This window comes from Mangrovimicrobium sediminis (assembly GCF_004745945.1).
GTDB classification, from domain to species: domain Bacteria; phylum Pseudomonadota; class Gammaproteobacteria; order Pseudomonadales; family Halieaceae; genus Mangrovimicrobium; species Mangrovimicrobium sediminis.
On sequence record NZ_SRLE01000013.1, the window covers coordinates 1 to 17,975 of the forward strand.

Consider the following 17,975-nt stretch of genomic DNA (forward strand, 5'->3'; position numbering starts at 1 on the left):
CGCCCCCGCCGCCCCCGCCGCCCGCGGAGGAGCCGCCTGAGATTCGCATCGGTGACCAGGTGGTGCTGGAGGGCGATGTCGCCCAGGTCACGGTAACCCTTTCCAAGGCATCGGCCGAGCCGGTTACCGTAGAGTTCGTCACCGTGGATGGCACGGCGACGGTGATCGGTGGTGACTACGATCCGTTGACCGGGACCATTACCTTCGCCCCGGGTGTTACCGAAGTCATCATCCAGATCCAGACCAATGTCGACGATCTCGAGGAGCCCGACGAGCAGTTCTTTATCGACCTGAGCAACGCGACCAACGCGACCATCGCCGACCCGCAGGGCGTGGTCACTATCATCGATGGCAACGACCCCAGCCCCGAGGTCGACGTCCTCTACGTGGATGGCGATATCGGCGTAGTCGACGAATCGGCGCTGGATGACGGCACCGACCCCGCCAGCCCCACCGAGACCACCACCGGTACCTTCGACATCGACCTCGGCGGCGACACCCTGCAGAGCCTGGTCATCAACGGCGTGGATGTCACCGCCGGCGGTATCGTGGTCGGCTTCTACGGCGTTCTGACCGTGACCCTGAGCAACGGCGTGTACGCCTGGAGCTACACGCTCAGCGACAACACGCTGAACCACAACGACCCGAACAGCACCGGCACCTTCGAGGGCGTGGTCGACAGCTTTACCCTGATCGTCACCGATGACGACGGCGACTCTGGCTCCGACACCCTGTTCGTGCAGGTTACCGACGACGGCCCGATCGCCGTGGACGACGTCAACAGCATCGCCGCGGGCACCTATGGTCCGGTCGGCGGCAACGTCATCACCGAGAACGACACAGTGGGTGCCGACGGCGCCAGCGTGGTCGGCGTCGCCGCGGGCGATACCGGCAGCACGCTGGTCAACGCCGCCACCCTGGGCACCGCGATTGCCGGCGCCTACGGTGTGCTGACCGTGTTCGCCGATGGCACCTACAGCTACGAGCGCAACCCCGATGGCCCCGGCGGGGTAGAGGACGTCTTCACCTACACCCTGCGCGATGGCGACGGCGACATGGTCACCGCGACCATCACCATTGATATCGCCGATTCCGGCGTGATCGTCGACGCGCCGCGTATCCTCACCGAGAACACCACGGTGTGGGAGGCCGGCCTGCCGGCGCGCCCGGGTGAGCCCGAGGGTTCGGACGCCGCAGCGCCCAGCGAAAGCTGCTTCGGCGTGATCAACTTCTCGGCACCGGACGGTACGCCGACTATCAGCATCAACGGCCAGGCGGTCGCCGCGGGCGACACCATCGTCACCGCGAAGGGCATCCTGTCCATCGACAGCATCGACTTCACCACCGGTGAAATCGCCTACACCTACCGGCTCACCGACAACTCCCTGGACCACCCGGACTGGGATCGCTTCATCGTCAAGGTGACCGACGCCGACGGCGATTTCGCCCGCGACGTACTGCGCATCGCGATCATCGACGACAACCCTGAGGCGGTCGACGACTTCAACAGCATTGCCGCCGGCAGCTACGGCCCGGTCACCGGCAATGTGATGGACAACGACACCGAGGGCGCGGACGGCGCCCAGGTGGTGGGTGTGGTCGCCGGTGCCGGCAACGTCAGTGAAGCGGCGGGCGCCAATGTGTCCGCGGTGATTGCCGGCAGCTACGGCATGCTGACCATCTTCGCCGACGGCAGCTACAGCTATGTGCGTAACCCGGGCACCCCGGGCGGCGTGGAGGACGTGTTCACCTATGCCCTGCGCGATGGTGATGGCGATATCTCCACCGCCACGCTGACTATCTCCATCGACGATGCCGATGTCTGGATCAAGGCGCCGCATATCGGCAACGAACCGACCACGGTCTACGAATCCGGCCTGCCGGCGCGCCCCGGTGAGCCCGAGGGTTCCGACGAGGCGGCGCCCAGCGAGAGCTGCTTCGGCACCGCCTGGTTCATTGCCCCGGACGGTCCCGCGACCATTTACGTCGACGGCTTCGTGGCCACTGCCGGCGCCAGCTTCACCGGCGACTACGGCACCCTGACCATCGACAACATCAACTATGCCACCGGTGAGATCTTCTACACCTACCGGCTCACCGACAACATGCTGGCGGAGCAGGGCTTCGACAGCTTCCTGCTCGAAGTGCGCGATGTCGACGGCGATATCTCCCAGGATGTCATGCGCATCCTGATCGTCGACGACCAGCCGATCGCGGTGGATGACGTCAACGCGCTGGCCGCGGGTACCTACGGCCCGGTCGGCGGCGATCTCATGGCCAACGACACCGAGGGCGCCGATGGCGCGGCGGTGGTCGGCGTGGCCGCCGGCGATACCGACACTGCCCTGGATAATACCGGGACGCTGGGCACGGCGATTGCCGGTGCCTTCGGCGTGCTCACCGTGTTCTCCGATGGTACCTACAGCTACGTGCGCAACCCGGGTACCCCCGGCGGCGTCGAGGATGTGTTTACCTACACCCTCAAGGACGGCGACGGCGACCTGGTCACAGCGACCCTGACCATCGGTATCCGTGACGCAGGCGTGACCATCGAAGTACCCGAGGTTGGCAGCGCCGCCGCCACCGTTTACGAGGCCGGCCTGCCGGTGCGCCCGGGTGAGCCCGAGGGTTCCGATGCGGGTTCCCCGAGCGAGAGCACGTTCGGCGTGGTGAGTTTTACCGCGCCGGATGCGCCCGCCACCATCACCATCAATGGCATCCCGGTCACCGCGGGCTCGGTGCTGACCACGGCCAAGGGCATCCTGACCGTCGACAGCATCAACATGGCCACCGGCGAGATCGCGTATACCTACCGCCTCACCGACAACACGCTGAGCGATCCGGACAGCGATGACTTTGTCATCCGCGTCACCGATATCGACGGCGACTACGCCGAGAAGACCCTGTCCATCGGTATCGTCGACGACAACCCGACCGCCCTGGACGATTTCAACACGGTCAACGGTGCGGCCTACAGCGCAGTGTCCGGCAACGTCATGGACAACGACACCGAGGGCGCGGACGGTGCACTGGTGGTTGGCATTTCCGCCGCCGGCTCCGCCACTACCCTGGCGGTGGGCGCTGCTGCGATCAACATTACCGGTGCCTACGGCGTACTGACCATCATGGAAGATGGCAGCTACATCTACATGCGCAGCCCGGGTAGTCCCGGCGGCGTGGAGGACGTGTTCACCTACACCCTGCGCGACAGCGATGGCGACATTTCCACCGCGGAGCTGACCATCACCATCGGCGATGCCAACGTGTGGATCAAGGCGCCGCACATCGGCAATGAGCCGACCACGGTGTGGGAGGCGGGCCTGCCCGAGCGTCCCGGTGAACCCGAGGGTTCCGACGAATCCTCGCCCAGCGAGAGCTGCTTCGGCGCGGTGCATTTCTTCGCCCCGGACGGCCCGGTCACCATCAAGGTGGACGGCATGGTGGCGGGTATCGGCGACAGCTTCACCGGTACCTACGGCACGCTGACCATCGACAACATCAACTACCTGACCGGTGAGATTCACTACACCTACCGGCTCACCGACAACATGCTGGCGGACCAGGGCTTCGACAAGTTCCTGTTCTCGGTCACCGACATCGATGGCGACACCGCGCAGGATTACATGCGCATCCTCATCGTCGACGACCAACCCAGCGCTCTCGACGATGGCAACTCGATTGCCACCGGCAGCGTCGGCCCGGCCACCGGCAACGTCATGGACAACGACGTGCAGGGCGCCGATGGCGCCAGCGTGGTGGGCGTGGCTGCGGGCGACTCCACCGGCTCGCCGCTGGACAACGGCACTACCGTGGGCACGGTGATTGTCGGCCTCTACGGCATGCTTACCCTCTTCTCCGACGGCAGCTACAGCTACACCCGCAACGCGGAAATCCCGAGCAGCGACGACGACCTCGAGGACGTGTTCACCTACACCCTGAAGGACGGCGACGGTGACTACGCCACCGCCAGGCTGGTCATCACCATCGGCGCCGAGGACAACGAGGTCACCCTCAGTATCCCCGAGCTCGGCGGCGACAGCACCACGGTGTACGAGGAGGCCCTGGACGACGGCACCAACCCGGACGCCACCACCGAGAGCGTTTCCGGTGTGATGAGCTTCTCCGCGCTGGACGGCCTGGCATCCGTGACCATCGACGGCACCCCGGTGACCGCCGGCGACACCGTGGTCACCGCCAAGGGCATTCTCACCATCGACAGCATCAACGCGGCGACCGGCGAGATCGGCTATACCTACCTGCTGACCGGCAACACCCTGGTCGACCCGGACAGCGACAGCTTCGTCGTGCGCGTCACCGATACCGACGGCGACTACGACGAGGACACCCTGGCTATCGCCATCGTCAATGACGTGCCGCTGGAGTTCCTGTCAGACTACGTGACTGTGTCCAGCGTCTCGGGCGTTCAGCAGCAGATTGCCGTGCCGGAGAGCAACTCGGGCAGCATCAACTTCCGCCCCGGCGACGGTGCGGACGGCTTCCGCGTCAACCCCGGTGCCGTGCAGTTCAACGAGAGCGGCAACGTGACCGACGCCTTTGGTCGCGACCTGTACCTGGACGACAACCAGCTCAGCTGGTTCCAGGATGGCGACTCGCTGGTTGCCCGGTACTTCGACGGCCAGGCGTGGGTGGAAGGCTTTACTGTCACCCTCGACAACACCACCGATACCTTCTCGGTGACCGATGTCAGCAGCGGCGTGTTCAGCGTTGCCGGCGAGGCGGTACCCTTCGCCCCGGCGGAGGACGCCAACGGCGGCAACAACGACTACTACGGCCTGATGAACCTCGGCGGTACCGATGTCGACGTGGTGTTCTCCAACCCCGCCGGCACGGTCAACACCGACTCCGCCAACTTCGGCCTGAACAGCAACTGGATCGACCCGGGCCAGCAGATTGTGCTCGAGTTCTATACCAACTCGCTGCTGCAGGAAGGCAGTAACTCGGCGCCGACCTTCGACGGTCCCGCCGCCAGCGCGGCGCTCAACAACTTCCAGATCAAGGTGGGCGAGGTTGCCGGCGGACCCAGCAATCGTGCGCAGTTCATCGTGACGGTGTACTACGCCGATGGCAGCGGCACCGAGACCTGGGACTTCACCAGCGCCGCCAATCCCACCGCAGACCACGACATGGGTTCGATCGCGGAAGAGGGCGTCATCAACCTGGTCGCCGCCCAGGGCTTCGACAAGATCGTCGTCCAGGCTGTGGCGGACACCGATGACTTCTCGATCATGCCGATGGGTTTCACACCGTTCCTGCCGCATGACGTGGACATGAAACTGGATGTCTTCGGCTTCGACGGCGACGGCGACAGTGCCGCGGGCAACATCGTGTTCGGCATCGACCAGGACGGCATCGAGGGCATCGACCCGGCACCGGTGGGCGTCAGCACCACCAGCTTCGCCCAGGTTGGCGCCGGTGCGGTGGGCATCCTCGGTACGGAAGTGGTGGCCGACGATGGTCCGCTGCTCGCCACCGAGGGCGATGACGTGTTCGCCTTCGACCTGGCCGATGCCCAGGAGGGCGGCGTGACCAGCATCAGCGGTTTCGGCGAGTCCGGCAGCGATGCCTTGGACCTGCGCGACCTGCTGGTTGGCGAAGAGGGTGCGGACCTGTCCAGCTACCTGCACGTGAGCTACGATGGTGCCAACACGGTCATCGAGGTGAGCTCGACCGGCGCCTTTACCGGCGAGGCCAGCGATGCGGACCTGGTGGACAAGACCATCACCCTGGAAGGGGTGGACCTGGTCGGCTCCGACGAGTTGTCCAGTGTCATCCAGGACATGCTGCACAACGGCCAGCTGATTACGGACTAGGGTTCGGTCAGGGTAGAGCTACAACCCCGCCATCCACCGGAGGCGGGGTTTTTTATGGAGGATTCGCATGCCGTTTGTAAAACGCGATGCGCGCGGCGCGGTGGTGGCGATCAGCCGTGAACCCGCCGAGGGTTTCGTCGAGGAGGCTGGCCCCAGTGTCGAGGATATCCAGGCGCTGCTCGGCCTGGGTGAAGACGATTCGCTGGCGGGTACCGACCAGGACTTCATCCGTGTGCTGGAGGACGTGGTCGACCTGCTCATCGACAAGGGCGTGTTCCTGTTCACCGAACTTCCGGAATCCGCACAGCAGAAAATTCTCCAGCGCCAGCGCCTGCGCCGCGCCGCCGGCGACAGCCTGCAGCTGCTCGGCGACGACTGAGGCTTGGCGACCGGCGATTAGTCTCTAGCCGGGCAGGGTGATCGCAGGCCCCGCCACGCCGTCCGCGCCCAGTTCACGCAGGGCGGCGCGCTCTTCGGACGAGCGCACGCCCTCGGCGTATACCTGCACGCCTATCGAGTGGCCCACCGTGCACAGGGTGCGCAGCAGGGTCTGGTTGGCGACATTGGTGTCCACATCGCGCACGAAGCTGGCGTCGATCTTCAGGTAGTCGACGCCGATGTCATGCAGTTTGCCGAGGTCGGACAACTGGTGGCCGACGTGCTCGATCCCCACCCGTACCCCGTGCGCCTTGACCCGCGCGCACAGCTGCTTGAAGCGCTCCAGGTGGCGGAAGGCCATCGCTTCGGGGACTTCCAGCCATAACTGAGCCGTGGCCTGTCGCTGGGCGCCGAGACAGCGATCGATCCAGTCCGGGAAGCCCGGTTCAACCACAGCGGCAACTGACAGGTTCGCGCACACCGGCTGGCCCTGCGCGGCGATTGCCTGCAGCGCGAGTTCGACCACCTGCTGGTCCAGTTGCAGGGAGACCTCCAGGCGATTGACCCAGGGCAGGAACTGTCCCGCCGCCAGGGTCTCCCCGTCCCGCGCGAGTCGCGCCAGCCCCTCGAAGTGAATGAGTTCGTCGCGCCAGCCCAGCACCGGGAATTGCTGCAGCGAGAACTGTCGTTCGCGGAAGCCGGTCTCCAGTGTTTCGCGCCAGTAGTTCATCTGTTCCTGCACCGGACGCGCCGGGGTGTCCCCGGCGTAGGCGATGGCGACGCTCGCATCGTCGCTGGTTTCATTGGCCACCAGTGCTGCATCCAGTCGCGACATGATGGTGGAGACGCTGTCGCCGAAGGCGTAGATGGTGGTCGCCGTCGGCAGCAGCGTATCCAGCCCGAGGTCGTGTTCGACCAGCACCGCGCGCACCGCCTGTTGTGCCTCCGCTGCGGCGTCGGTGGGGTCGATGGCGCGCGGCGCCAGCAGGGCGAAGTCCGAGCCATTGAGGCGCGATGCCGCCCAGCGGCTGTGCTGCTCGGTGATCTGGTTGAAGGCCGCGCCGATATCGCGCAGTACGCCGTCCACGGTCCTGCGGCCGTAGTCCCGGTTCATGTCCGACAGCCCGGTCAGGCGCACCAGGCTGAGGCTACCCGTGGCGTTGACGTCATTACTCTCCAGCGCCGCCTCGACAGCCTTGAGGAACGGTTCACGGTTATTGAGGCCGGTGACCTTGTCCACGTGCGCCTCGCGCTGCCATTGCTGCAGGCGCTCGGCCTCCTGCGCCAGCACATCGCGGATGCGCGCGGAGAGGTGGTTCATGGCCTTGACCACCTGGCGGAACTCCAGGGTCCTGGGCTCGGGAATACTGATAAAGCGGCGCTCGCCTATCGCCTGGGCCTGCATCACCACGTCGTCCAGCGGCTTGAGGATGCGCTTGAGGACCTGCGCGCCGATGAAACCGGAGACCAGCATGGCGGCGAGGAAGATGGCGGCGAGGATCTGCGCGCTCTCCCACAGCCGGCGGTAGGCGAAGCGGGCGTGGCTGCGCACCTCGAGGGTACCCACCTGCTGCCAGCCGGATTGCACGCTGGCGATACCGGTCTGTACCTCGATCGGGAACAGCGCGACGAACCAGGCCGGGGCGTCCTCGATAGGGCGGTCGTCGCGGCGCAGGATCTTGACCCGGCCCTCGGGATCGGTCAGGCGGATCATCTCGTAAAAACCGGTATCAAACTGTGCCGCTACCGTCAGCTCGAGCAGGATGTCGTCCGCGCCCTGCTGGGTCAGCGACAGCGCCAGCGCCGCGGCGTTGTCGGCGTTTTTCATCGACAGCTGCTGTTGCAGGTAGGACTTTGCGGACAGCATCGACACCAGCAGGCTGCCGCTGAATACCATCAGCAGCAGGGCGATAATCGCCAGCCAGAGTTTCGCTTTCAGGGTCATGTTCGAGCTCCGTGTTGCCTGTTCATCCCAGCCCCTCGGCCGCGGCGCGTTGCAGCACTTCACGCCAGCGCGACAGCTTCGCACCCGGGTCGGTGGTCGCCGGCGTGACCTGGCCGCCCACCCACAGGCCCACGCTGTTGAAGCCGTAGACCGGGATCAGGTCGGTGCGCTTGGTGGCCGGGAAGATGTCCGGTATGAGGTTATCAAGAATCAGGGGAACCGCGCTGGGTGTAGGGTAGTAGGCGAGCACCATATGCGCCGCATTGATCTCGCTGTTGGGGCCGCCCATCTGCGCTTTGACGTAGGTGATGCGCAGCTTGTTCACATCCACGCCCGCGAGCAGCAGCATGGCGTACTTGGCGATGGCGAAGTCCTCGCAGTCGCCCATGCCGCGCCCCATGGTTTCCAGCGGTGTGGCCCAGTAGTCTTTCTTCTGCCACACCTCCGGGTCCTGCACCCAGCGGATGCGCCGGTTGAAAAAATCATTTGCCGCGCGCAGGCGTTCCGCCTCCGGCAGCGAGCGCATGTTCTGTATGGTGGTGTGCCATTCGTCGACGGTGCGCACGGTGTCGGCGCCGTAGCGCTGCTGCGCGATGGTGCGCATGCGCTGCAGGTCGAGTTGGCTCTGGACGAGCGTTGTGCATAGCAGCAGGAAGAGGGTGCCGAGAGTTCGACAAGCGCGTAGAATGGAGCTGTAATGTCGCGCGGTGAAATGCAACGTGCGCTCTCTTTGGTCACTGGCCGCTTGCGACCAGACGCCGTGGTTTGGCTGGACGATTTCGCATAATAGACTACTTTTGATTCCATGTTCGCGGTGCCCGGTGACCGCCCTGTCGTTTCACCATTAAATGTGACTTAGTTCATAGTTTTTGCATCCGCTCTCATGGGAATGTGTCGCCGTCGCATGTAGTATTTGACGCCGGTTCATAATAAGTGTTGTCGGTGCGTTTCTGACCGCGCTGATTTGCGACAACATCCCTGGGGAAAACAGAGACCACAACAATGATACACATCAGATTCAAGCAGGCTGTCCTCGCAACGGCCGTTGGAATCGCCAGCAGCATCGCCCTTGCCCAAAACCAGGCACCCGCTGAAGGCGGTATCGTTACAGACTTCAAGACCGCGGTCACCCAGGGCGTGTTACTCAGTCCCCGGGTCAACGCCGACTGGTACAACTTTGAGGCGACCCGCGAAGCGGAAATGGGCGCGCGCGGCGGCTACCTGCCCAGCGTCGACGTCTACGCGGAGTACGGGCGCGAACGCCGCGAGACGCCGCTGGTCGACTTCGGTGACTACTCCCGCGACGCCACACGCTTCAGCATCACGCAGATGCTGTTCGACGGCTTCGCCACCCGCGACGAAGTGGCGCGCCTGGGTTACGCCAAGCTCTCGCGCTACTACGAATTCAAGCGCTCCTCCGAGGAGGCGGCGCTGGAGGCCGTGCAGGCCTACCTGGAAACGGTGAAGTTCCAGCAACTGGTGAAGTTCGCCGAAGACAACTACAAGGTGCATCGCGAGGTCTACGACAAGATCGCCGAGCGCACCGGAGGCGGTGTCAACCGCGGCGTGGACCAGGAACAGGCGTCCGCGCGTGTCGCCCTCGCCGAATCCAACCTGGTCACCGAGATCACCAACCTGCACGACGTCATCACGCGTTTCCACCGCGTCATCCACGGCCAGCCTGCGGACAACCTGCAACTGCCCGCGGTGCCCGCCGGCGAGATTCCGGCGATGCGCGACACGGCGCTGGAGATCGCCTACCAGCAAAGCCCGGTAATCAACGCCGCCATCGAGAATCTGCGCTCGGCACAGGAGGCGCTGAACGCGACCAACTCACCGTTCATGCCGCGCGTCGACCTGCGCTACCGCAACGAGGTGGAACACGATACCGACGGTGTGGAAGGGCGTTTCGACCAGGAGGCGCTGGAACTGGTGTTCTCCTACAACCTGTTCCGCGGCGGCGCCGACAGCGCGCGTAAGCGCGAGTACTACAACCTGTACAACGCGGCTATCGAAGAGCGCAAGCAGGCCTGTCTCAACGTGCGCCAGGAAGTCACCATCGCCTTCAACAACATCGAGGCGCTGGAACAGCAGGTCATGCTCACCGAGCGCAACCGCATCGCCCAGGACAAAACCCGTCGCGCTTACCGCGACCAGTTCGACATCGGCAACCGCACGCTGCTCGACCTGCTCGATTCGCAAAACGAATACTTCGACACCCAGCGCGCGCACATCACCGCGCAGACGGACCTGGCCACTGCCCAGGCGCGCACCCTGTCCAACATGGGCCTGCTGCTCGCTTCCCTGGAAGTCGATGGCCTGAACGCCGAGAGACTCGCCGAACTGGACCTGGACCTGGGGCGCGATGCCGACGACGAAAACGCCCAGGCATTGTGTCCCGCGGCTATTCCGATGCCAGCATCGGTGGACCGCGAGGCGCTGTTCGCACGCCTCAACGCCAGCGCCGACCCGGCTGCTGTCGCCGCGTCCTCCGCGGCCCTGGCCGGCCTCGCCGCGGGCAGCGACCGCTACCGCGAAGTCGGTGGCGACATGGTCGCCCTGGAAATGAACGTGCAGTTCGCGCTCAACTCCTCGGTGATCTCCTCGGCCTACGACGACGAGATCGCCAACGCGGCGGTGGTCCTGCGCGAGCACCCGAACATCCGTGCCACGATCGAGGGGCACACGGACTCAACCGGCACTGCGGAATACAACCAGTGGCTCTCCGAGCGTCGCGCATCTTCCGTGCGCGACATGCTGATCCGCGAGCACGGGATTCCCGGTGACCAGCTGGTCGCTGTCGGGCGCGGGCAGACGCTGCCGATTGCCGACAACGACACGGTCGAGGGGAGGGCGCGGAATCGCCGGGTCGAGATGGTGATGGATGTCGCTATGTAAGGCGGTGTCTCGGGTTGAATGAGGGCGTCTTTGGACGCCCTTTTTTTTGTGTGCTGGCTGTTCGGCAGTCGCGAGCAAGGTAAGCCTACGACGCTCCAAAAGCACAGTCGCTTTGTAGGCTTACCTTGCTCGCGACTGCCTCTTGCCGGAGCTACCCAGGCGGTGATCGCCCGCGCATTCCGGTGTGCTTCGAGGGTTGCCGGGAGACCCGCGGGCGGAGCGCTCTCAAGAACGCGCCCCTCCGGGGTGCCCTCGGTCGGTCGCGAGTCCGCAAGCGGTCTCGCTCCACTTCCTCGGCGCGTCTTTTGCGAGCGCTCCACCCGCCCGTCTCCCGGCACTTGCCGCTCGAAACGCGTGGCTGCGACGTGGGTGGTACATAAGGGCTCGTGGTTTGAAATTCCTCGCCTGTCGCGTCACGAAGTGCGCGGACCAGCAACTTGAGGATTTGGATACATGTCCTGCGATGGAAGGCCTCACAGCCAGAAACTCCGACCTTCTTCTCTCGTTCGATGCGAGGACTGGCAGCGGGGGTGTTGGCCGCGGAAATCACGTCTGGCGCCGAGGGAGAGTCAGGAGACAGCGAAGCGCTTTAAGGCTCATGACCGACTGAGGGCACCCCGGAGGGGCGCCAGACTGGAGCGGCCAACATCCCCGCTGGCAGTCCGTCACTGGCGAAGGAACCACGCAGCAATCAACCTGCTAACCCGATGTCGCAGGGTTGGAGGCGTCAGGTATTCCAGGGTGAGTAAGCTTTTCGAACCCTGGAATACCTGACGCCTCCAGCCTCCCCCCCGACAACGTTAGCGGCAGAACTCATCGATGGCGATGGCGAAGTTGAGGCTCTGCCCCTCGCTGATGGTGAAGGTGGTGATACCCACCAGGTTGCCGGCGCGATCAAACAGCCCGCCGCCGGATGAGCCGGAGGAAATCGCCGCATCCGTCTGGATCAGCTGCAATCCATCACGAGCCCGCTTCTGCGCGACAATCCCGCGCGAGAGCGACGTCTCCAGGCCTTTCGGGTTGCCGATAGCAGCGACATCCTCACCGACTTTCAGCAGGCGCTCGCTGCGCGATGCCCAGACGTAGACCGGCAGGTCGCGCTCCACGCTGAGGATGCAGCGGTCGCCGGCCGTGTCCGCCGCGAGCAACCGGGCGGTCAGGGATTGGCCCACGCGCAGCAGCTGGATGTTCTGCGGGTGCTTGATCAGGTGGCAGTTGGTGATCAGCTGGCGCGGGGCCACCGCGACCGCCGAGCCCTGTGTGGCGCTGCTGCCGTTGCGTGAGTCCAGCGTCCAGATGGCGCCTGCGTTGCGCTCGAACAGGTCGCTCCAGGCCAGTGGCGTAGCGCTGCCGCGCAGGTCGCACACCGGGGCGGTCAGCGCTCGCCAGCGCGGCGTACTGCCGGCGAGGGTCGCTGCGGCAGATGACGGTGGTGAGCCATTCGCGGCGGCGACGGGGGCGGACGGCGCATTTGCCGGGCGCACGAAGCTCAGCTGGGCGACGAAACCGGCGCCTCTCGCGGGGTCGTCGCGGGCCTGGTCAATGACCTGGCGCTGGGCGCTGCTCATGGCTTCCACGCGCGCCTGCACGAACTTCAGGCGCTGGGTTTCGCGGGCGTAGCGCTCGCCGTAGACGAAGTTGTCCTCGGCGCAGGAACCCCAGCGCGGGCTGTGGGCCAGGGCCAGCCCGGATTGCCAGTAGTAGTAGCCGAGGTTCCAGTTCTCGTGACGCTCGCTGGCGCCGAAGTACAGGTAGCCGAGGTCGAGCAGGGCGTCGCACTGCTGTTCGGGCGGGGCGCTGTCCGCGGCAGCGGCCTGCAGGTAGCGCAGGGCATCGTCGTACAGCCCGCGCTGCAGCAATTCCTGGGCGTAGAGCAGGCGCAGGGCGTCGCTGCCGTTGTTGACGGCGATGCCGAGGAAGCGAAAGGCGAGGGCGGGGTCGCGCGGCACACCCAACTCGCCGCTGGCGTAGGCCTGGTAGAGGTAGGTGGCGGAGCGGCCGAGAGCTTCGCGGTCTTCACCGTTCTCGATGTAGGTGGCCATGGTCGCGGCCAGTGCGCGCTGCTCGCCCGTGCCGCGGTAGTAGGCGACCAGGGTCTGCAGTGCGGCGGTGTCCCCGCGCGCGAGTGCGGCGGCGCAGTTGTCCAGTTCGCGCTGGCGCAGGGAGCCGGTAGCGGCTGTGCCTGTCGCGCTGCCATAGCGGTAGGCGCCGCTGGCGTCGCGGCCGCGGTGGTCGATGATCGAGTTCGGGCATGTGCCGGCGTCGAGCCGTTGCAGAGCGCTGTTATTGCTGGCGCTACCGCTCTCGGGCGATGAGCCGCAGCCGTGCAGCAACACGGCCAGCAGCGCGGCGCCGGCACCCAGTAAGGCTCGGGTCATGTCGTGTCCTGTTGCAGTGAGTGAGGTCCTGCAGGAACCCCGGACTCAGGCGTCCGCGCGCTCGCCTGCGACCAGGGAGGCGCGGATGCGCCCGGCGAGGTCGTCGGACACCTGTTCCCAGGTGAAGCGCCAGCGCCAGTTGCCCTCGATGGTGCCCGGGGTGTTCATGCGGTGCGTGCCGTCGAGACCGAGGAAATCCTGCCAGGGGATAATAGCCGTGTCCGCGCGCGAGGTCATGGCGGCGTCGATCAGCGCCCAGGGCATGGCGTCTGCCGCACACTGGAAGTACTCGCAGATGTGTGCCTTAAGGCCGTCGTCCAGGCTCTGGAACCAGCCCAGGGTGGTGTTGTTGTCGTGGGTGCCGGTGTAGACCACGTCGTTGGGCTGGTGCAGGTGCAGCAGGTAGGGGTTGTCCGGGCTGCCGTCGAAGGCGAACTGCAGGATGAGCATGCCCGGGAGTTCGAAGCGGTGGCGCAGTTCCTCGACCTCGGCGCTGATGATACCGAGGTTCTCCGCCACCAGGTGCAGCCCGGGGTAGTGCTCGCGTACCAGGGCCAGCAACTCGCCGCCGGGGGATTCGACCCAGCGCCCGCCGATGGCGGAGGTGGCGCCGGCGGGGATTTCCCAGTAGGCCTGCAGCGCGCGGAAGTGATCGATGCGCACCATGTCGTACATGCTGGCGGCGGTGGAGAAGCGTTGCAGCCACCAGTCGAAGCCGTGCTCGCGCATGTGCTCCCAGGCGTATTGCGGGTTGCCCCACAACTGGCCGTCGGCGGAGAAGTAATCCGGCGGTACGCCGGTGACGGTCACCGGACGGCCATCGTCGTCGAGCTCGAACTGGTCCTGGTTGGCCCACACGTCGGCGCTCTCCAGGTCCACGTAGATGGGCATGTCGCCGAACAACAGCACCCCGCGCTCGTTGGCATAGCGCTTGAGCGCCTGCCACTGCTGGTGAAAGACGAACTGGCGAAAGCGCAGCCGGGTGATCTTCTCAGCCAGTGCCAGCGCGCGCTGGTCGCAGGTCTCCGGGTCCAGGTTGCGCAAGCCCTCCGGCCAGGTGCTCCAGGGGCGGTACTCCAGCGCATCGCGAAACGCCTGGAAACGCACGTAGGATTCCAGCCAGGTGGCCGATTCAACGAATTCGCTGTAGGCGCTGACCAGTGGCGAACTGGCGGCGCTGAACACCTGGTCGAAAAACACGCCCGCGGCGATATCCAGGGCGCGGCGTTTCTCCGTGCGGTCGCGGCGGCCGGCCGCTGCCTGTTCCGGTTGCAGCAGGTCGTGCTCCACCAGCCAGTCGAGGTCGATGAGATCGGGATTCCCCGCGTGCGCCGAGGAGGAGACGTAGGGGCAGCCATCCAGGTGGGTGGGCCCCAGGGGCAGCACCTGCCAGATGCGCAGCCCGGCGTCCGCGATCAGGTCGACGAAGCGCCGCGCCGCCGCCCCGAAATCACCGGTGTAGCCCGGCGCAGGCAGGCTCGTGGGGTGCAGCAGCACGCCGCCGCGGCGTTTTCCTGCCGCCGGCATCAGTGGTGCTGCTCGTCATGGTGGCGCATCACGCCGCCGCGGCTGTGCGCGCCGCCACCGCGGGAGATCACCTCGGCCAGGCTGGCGGGCGCCTCCACATGCAGGCAGTGATAGAGGTTGGCCAGTTGCTCGCGGTACAGCTGGTCGAACAGGCTGACGGAGTCCGAGGGGTTGTAGTCGCCGAACCACCAGAACCAGTCGGAGCCCTCGCAGATGGCCATCTGCTGCTCGGCCAGGGCCCGGTCGTGGTCGGGGAGCTTGCCGGTGGCCATCACCTGGTCGTAACAGTGCTTGGCCTCTACCAGCAGGTCCCAGCCACGGTTCTTTTCCGCCGAGCCGATCCAGGTGGAGAAGCTGCCATAGACCCAACTGCCCGCAGTGAGGCGCTCCTCAGGACGCGGTTCGGGATCGCACTCGGCGAGGAAGTCGCGCATGGTGGTGAGTTGCAGGCGCGGGTGCTCGGCCAGTTTCTGGTACAGGTGGCTGAGGAAGTGGTAGCCGTTTTCCGGGTAGTACTCCCAGGCGTTCTCGCCATCGAGGATGACGCTGATCAGGCAGTCCTTGTGGTCCTTGCACAGCTCGGCGATGTGCTCCATGTGGCCGACCAGGTTGGCGACCGCATCCTCCCCATGCCACTCGGAATAGTTGAAGCCGATCAGGTCGGACAATCCGTCATCGCGGAACACGCAGTGCAGGGATACATCGCCGAAACGGTACAGGCGGTGCTTGCAGCCGTGGTCGGTGGTTTGCGAGAGGCTGTTGTTGAGTACGCCCTCGCCGCTGGCGATCCACTGGAAGCCGGCGTCGGCGAAATGCGCCAGGGCTGCCTGGCTGACGCCGCCCTCGGAGGGCCACAGCCCGACCGGGCGCTGGCCGAAGAAACGCTCGAACACTTTCAGTCCGTGCTCCAGGTGCCAGTCCGCGCGCTCCGCGCCGCCCGGGTACTCGGTGTGCAGGGGCAGCGGCGCGTCCGGCATGGCCTCGCGCGCGCTCTCCATGTCCAGCAGCAGCGGTACGATGGGATGGGCGTAGGGGCTCATGATCAGCTCTACTTTGCCGGCCTCGGCCAGCGCGCGGTAGCGCGGCACGATGGACTCCATCAGTTCGAGCACGATATGCGCCAGTTCGCGGCGGTCGTGGATGCTGTAGTTGCCGCCCTTGTCCTCCAGCGCGGTGATGCGCGGGTCCTCGCGGCGCACCGACTCGCCCATCCAGCTCAGGTGATACCAGACCAAGAGGTCGGCGAGGAACTGGCTGGAGGCGTAGATCAGGCCCTCGGGGTGTTCGATGTAATGCTGGGCCAGGCCAGCCAGGCGCGCGAAGGGAGCGAAGCGGTCGATCATGCGCTCGCGGTTGGCGCGCAGGCAGGCCTTGACCAGTTCCAGCTGCGCCGCCCTGTCGGAGGGCAGCACGGGCTCGGCCAGTGCCGCCAGCAGCGGGTCGCCGAGGGAGCCGCCGTCGTCGAAAAACTGGTGCAACTGGTCGACGTAGAACTGGATCTGTTCCAGCAGGATGGGTGCGAAGTTGACCACCGCCCGCGCCCCCGGCACCGCCTCGATGTGCGCGGCCATGTCGACGTAGTCCTTGATCGAGTGCAGGTAGGTCCAGGGCAGGTGGATCTTGCCCGAACGCAGGTTGCGGTACTCCGGCTGGTGCATGTGCCAGCAGAGCATCACGCGCATCGGCGCGGGGGCGGCAGCGTCAGAGGGCATAGTGGAGTCTCTGGCCGAGCATTTCCGGGGTCACCAGGACCACGCCGTTCTCGGACACGTGGAAGCGGCGGGCGTCTTCTTCCGGATCGACACCGATGCGCGTGTCCGGGGGAATGCGGCAGCCCTTGTCGATGACCGCGCGGCGGATGATGCAGTGGCGGCCGATGTCCACGTCCGGGAATACCACGGAGTCCTCGACCTCAGCGTAGGAGTGCACGTGCACGCCGGAGAACAGCAGCGAGTGCTTCACCGTGGAGCCGGAGACGATGCAGCCCCCGGCGAGCATGGAGTCCACCGCCATGCCGCGGCGACCGTCGTCGTCGAACACGAATTTCGCCGGCGGCAGCTGTTCCTGGTAGGTCCAGATCGGCCAGTCGCGGTCGTACAGGTTGAGCTCAGGACTGACGCCGATGAGCTCCAGGTTGGCGGACCAGAAGGCGTCCACGGTGCCCACGTCGCGCCAGTAGGCGGGGCCGTCCTGGCTGCCGGTGCGGAACGGGAAGGCGATCACCTGGCGGCGCCCGATGTTGGCCGGGATGATGTCCTTGCCGAAGTCGCGGCTGGAGCCGGGGGTGTTGGCGTCGCGGATCAGTTCCTCGATGAGTACCGAGGTGTCGAACACGTAGATGCCCATGGAGGCCAGCGCGTGGTCCGGGTCGCCGGGCATGTGGGCCGGCTGGGCGGGCTTCTCGGCGAAGTCGGTGATCTGGTTCTCTTCGTTCATGGCCATCACGCCGAAGGCGGAGGCCTGTTCCAGCGGTACCTCGATACACCCGACAGTGATGTCGGCGCCGGAGTCCACGTGGGCGGCCAGCATGGTGCCGTAGTCCATCTTGTAGACGTGGTCGCCGGCCAGGATGAGCACGTATTCCGGATTGTGCATGCGGATAATGTCGATGTTCTGGTAGATTGCATCGGCGGTACCCTCGTACCATGAGGTCTCCAGCCGCTGCTGCGCCGGCAGCAGTTCGACGAATTCACCCAACTCGCCGCGCATGAAGCCCCAGCCGCGCTGCACGTGCTGGTTGAGGCTGTGGGACTTGTACTGGGTGAGAATCCCGACCCGGCGGATGCCCGAGTTCACGCAATTCGACAGGGGAAAGTCGATAATGCGGAACTTGCCGCCGAAGGGTACTGCGGGCTTGGCCCGCCACATGGTCAGTTGCTTGAGTCTGGACCCGCGACCCCCGGCGAGGACCAGGGCGAGGGTGTCGCGGGTAATACGGCTGACATAACGGGGTGATTCGCTTTCACTCATGGCGGGTCAGGTGCTCGGGCAATTGGCGGGGGTCGAGAAATTTCTTAC

The 17,975-nt window shown here is 65.6% G+C and carries 9 protein-coding genes; 3 read left to right on the forward strand and 6 right to left on the reverse strand.

Going from position 1 to position 17,975, the window contains the following annotated elements:
- Positions 1–59 precede the first annotated feature (59 nt).
- Both E4634_RS17720 and E4634_RS17725 read left to right on the forward strand, forming a co-directional pair.
- Complete coding sequence (locus E4634_RS17720; RefSeq protein WP_206046935.1) at positions 60–5,831, forward strand: cadherin-like domain-containing protein; 5,772 nt, start codon at positions 60–62, stop codon at positions 5,829–5,831.
- A 67-nt stretch (positions 5,832–5,898) separates the two neighbouring features.
- Positions 5,899–6,210 carry a hypothetical protein gene (locus E4634_RS17725; RefSeq protein ID WP_135446009.1) on the forward strand — a complete coding sequence of 104 codons (312 nt, stop codon included), beginning with the start codon at positions 5,899–5,901 and terminating at the stop codon, positions 6,208–6,210.
- Between the two features lie 24 nt (positions 6,211–6,234).
- On the opposite strand, the gene E4634_RS17730 is transcribed toward E4634_RS17725, so the two are convergent.
- Positions 6,235–8,154: a bifunctional diguanylate cyclase/phosphodiesterase gene (locus E4634_RS17730; RefSeq protein WP_135446010.1), complete on the reverse strand. Its 1,920-nt coding sequence runs from the start codon at positions 8,152–8,154 to the stop codon at positions 6,235–6,237.
- 22 nt (positions 8,155–8,176) lie between these two features.
- On the reverse strand, positions 8,177–8,758 hold the full coding sequence (locus E4634_RS17735) for a transglutaminase-like cysteine peptidase (RefSeq protein ID WP_135446011.1): 582 nt from the start codon (positions 8,756–8,758) through the stop codon (positions 8,177–8,179).
- A gap of 398 nt (positions 8,759–9,156) precedes the next feature.
- Here E4634_RS17735 and E4634_RS17740 point away from each other — a divergent pair, with 398 nt between their 5' ends.
- The gene (locus E4634_RS17740) at positions 9,157–11,052 is read left to right on the forward strand and encodes a TolC family outer membrane protein (protein WP_135446012.1); all 1,896 of its coding nucleotides are present in this window, start codon (positions 9,157–9,159) and stop codon (positions 11,050–11,052) included.
- An 800-nt stretch (positions 11,053–11,852) separates the two neighbouring features.
- On the opposite strand, the gene E4634_RS17745 is transcribed toward E4634_RS17740, so the two are convergent.
- From E4634_RS17745 to glgC, 4 genes are read right to left on the reverse strand one after another with little or no spacing between them, the layout of a single operon-like run.
- Positions 11,853–13,430, reverse strand: coding sequence for a trypsin-like peptidase domain-containing protein (locus E4634_RS17745; protein WP_135446013.1), 1,578 nt, complete (start codon positions 13,428–13,430; stop codon positions 11,853–11,855).
- Positions 13,431–13,475: 45 nt separating this feature from the next.
- A complete protein-coding gene (malQ, locus tag E4634_RS17750) occupies positions 13,476–14,957 on the reverse strand; it encodes a 4-alpha-glucanotransferase (protein WP_135446014.1) in 1,482 nt (493 codons plus the stop codon).
- On the reverse strand, positions 14,957–16,669 hold the full coding sequence (locus E4634_RS17755; RefSeq protein WP_135446015.1) for a glycoside hydrolase: 1,713 nt from the start codon (positions 16,667–16,669) through the stop codon (positions 14,957–14,959). The genes malQ and E4634_RS17755 overlap by 1 nt, the downstream gene beginning before the upstream one ends.
- The gene (gene glgC, locus E4634_RS17760; RefSeq protein ID WP_135446016.1) at positions 16,659–17,927 is read right to left on the reverse strand and encodes a glucose-1-phosphate adenylyltransferase; all 1,269 of its coding nucleotides are present in this window, start codon (positions 17,925–17,927) and stop codon (positions 16,659–16,661) included. The genes E4634_RS17755 and glgC overlap by 11 nt, the downstream gene beginning before the upstream one ends.
- Positions 17,928–17,975 lie beyond the last annotated feature (48 nt).